Source organism: Candidatus Krumholzibacteriia bacterium, from assembly GCA_035268685.1.
Lineage (GTDB): Bacteria > Krumholzibacteriota > Krumholzibacteriia > JAJRXK01 > JAJRXK01 > JAJRXK01.
In genome coordinates, this window is the sequence record DATFKK010000008.1 from 1 (window position 1) to 2653 (window position 2653).

2 protein-coding genes are annotated in these 2653 nt (G+C 69.7%); both read right to left on the reverse strand.

Translation table 11 applies throughout. From position 1 onward, the window contains the following. A partial coding sequence (locus tag VKA86_00775) for a serine/threonine-protein kinase (GenBank protein HKK69718.1) occupies positions 1 to 421 on the reverse strand: 421 nt, incomplete at its 3' end. Beyond that, the coding region (locus tag VKA86_00780) for a protein kinase (protein HKK69719.1) at positions 418 to 2653 on the reverse strand (2236 nt) is incomplete at its 5' end. The genes VKA86_00780 and VKA86_00775, both read right to left, overlap by 4 nt.

The window sequence follows — 2653 nt, forward strand, 5'->3', positions numbered from 1 at the left end:
TGACCTTCACGTTGCCGGGTTTGAGGTCGCGGTGCACCACGCCCTTCTCGTGCGCGAACTCAAGACCCTCGGTGATCTGCAGACCGATCCGGAGGGCCTCGCCCACGGACGGGGCTCCGTGGGTTCCCAGGCGTTCGGCCAGATCCATCCCCTCGACGAGTTCCATCACCAGGAAGGTTCGCCCCTCGGCCTCCTCGATGCTGAAGAGCGACGCGATGCGACGGTGGTGGAGCGACGCCAGGGTGCGGGCTTCGCGCGCGAACCGCGCGAGGCGCTCGGGGTCGGAGGCGAGCTGGGGCGAGACGATCTTGATCGCGACCTCCCGCTGAAGCTTCGTGTCGCGGGCGCGGTAGACCTCGCCCATGCCGCCCTTGCCGAGCAGGGCCGTGATCTCGTAGTGGGCGAGCTTCGAGCCGATCATTCGCCGTCTCCGGTCGCCAGGGTGGCGCCCCAGATCTCCGACGCCTGCTGCCGGGTCCCCGTCAACAGCCACCGGCCGTCGGGCGCCACGTCGATGCCGAAGGCCGGGATGTCCTCGGCCACGACGCGGGCGCGGGGGTCGAAGAGGTCCGGAAGCGGTGCGTCGGCCAGGTCGACGGCGACGATCGCGTCGTCGGGACGCTGGACGTAGACCGTCTCGCCGTCGGGGGAGAAGTCCATCGACTGCCAGCCCCGCGCGCCGGCGGCGATGACGAGTTCCGTCCATGCTTCGTCGTCGAGGTCATAGATCCAGATCGAAGCCGAACTCTCGATCGCCTCGCCGATCCAGCCCAGGAGGAGGGACCGGCGGGGGTGCCAGTCGGCCGCGCTGAAGAAGGTCAGGCCGCTCGGATGCCGCGGCACGCGGGGAGCGGTCATCATCCCCGTGGCGGGGTCGAGGTCCCAGATCGTGACACCGGCTTCGTTGACCGTCGCGATCAACGTTCCGTCTGCGGAGATGCGCGGATACCACGGCGAGTCGAGGCCGCGCTCGGCGATGTCGCTGATCATCCGGGCGTCGCTCCCATCGGCGCGCATGGTCCAGATCTCGTAGCTGCCGCTGCGGTCGGTGTAGAAGACCAGACGTTCGCCGTCGGGATGCCAGCTCACTCCGCGGTCGCGGAGGGGATCCTCGGTGAGGCGCCGCAGATCGCTACCGTCGCCGTCGACGACGTAGATGTCCTGGAAGCCGGTGCCGACCGGCGTGAAGAAGACGACGCGGGTGCCGTCGGGCGACAGGCGGGGACGCTGGACGAACAGGGTACCGCGTGTCAGCGGCCGCACCGTTCCGAGCGCGTCCGCTCGCGCCGGCAGGTCGATGCGTACCGCCTGTCCGTCGTTGTCCGGCGCCGCGAAGACGATGCGGTCGGCCTTGACGTCGATCCGGGAGAGTTCGTCGTTGGGCATGGTCACCGCGGCGGGCACGCCCGTCGGCGCGCCCGTGCGGGGATCGACGGACAGGCGCCACAGGTTGTAGGTGCCGGTGCGATTGCTCACGAACCACACGCTGCGGCCATCCGGGCCGAAGCGCGGCGAGTAGTCGAGGGGTTCGTCGTCGGTCAGACGAACGAGTCCGGTGCCGTCGACGCCGATCGACCACAGATCGCGGCGGCCACTCGGTGATCCGACGCTCCAGAACACGACGCGCCGGCCGTCGGGCGACCAGTCCGGCTGCACCGCGTCCATCGACGCGTCGGTGAGCACGCGCGGTGTTCCGCCGTCGATCTCGACGATCCACAGGACACCCTCGGTGTTGCGTCCGGCCGGGTCCGACCAGAGCGAAGTGGTGTAGACGATCCGGGTGCCGTCCGGAGACCAGGCCGGATCGTGTCCGTTCTCGACGACACGGCGTACACTCTCGCCGGTCGTTCCCATGACGTGGATTCCGCCGCCGCCACGCGACGACTCGAAGACGATGCGTTCTCCGTCGGGCGAGATCGCGGGGCGCCGATCGAGACCGTCGTGGTCGGCGGTCAGGTTGATGGGGCGCTGGCCCCCGATACGCTGCAGGAAGATGTCCAGATCGCCCCCGTCGACGGCCTGGTAGGCGAAGAGGTCGCCGGACGGCGACAGGCTGGGGTAGCTCGCGACGTTGCCCTGCAGGGTCAGGGGTTCGACGTGCGTGACGGCCACGTCGTCGCCGGCCACACCGCTGCCCGTGAACGCGCGCGTGGCGAAGAACGCGGCGACCGCCACCGCGAGGAGCGCGGCGCCGAAGGCCGCGAGCGGAACACCCCGCCTCGCCGCCCGGGATTCACCCGTGGCACTCGAGGGCACCCACATCTCGAGTTCGCCCGACTTCGATTCCTGGTCGAGCAGTTCGAGTTCGTTGCGCAGTTCGATCGCGCTCTGGTAACGGCGGTCGGGGTCCTTCGCGAGACACCGGTCGAGCATGCGTCCGAGATGTCGCGGCAGCCCGCGGTTGACCTCGAGCGCGCTGCGCGGCTGCTCCTTGACGATCGAGCTGATCGTCGAGATCGCCGTCTCGCCGTCGAAGGGTTTGCGGCCCGTGGCCATCTCGTAGAGGAGGATGCCCAACGAGAAGACGTCGCTGCGCGGATCGACGGGCTTGCCCTCGGCCTGCTCCGGCGACATGTAGGCCGCCGTGCCGAGGATCCGCCCCTCGGCGGTCTCGTGGACGGCGATCGTGCGCGTCGCGTCGTCGTCCGTGTGC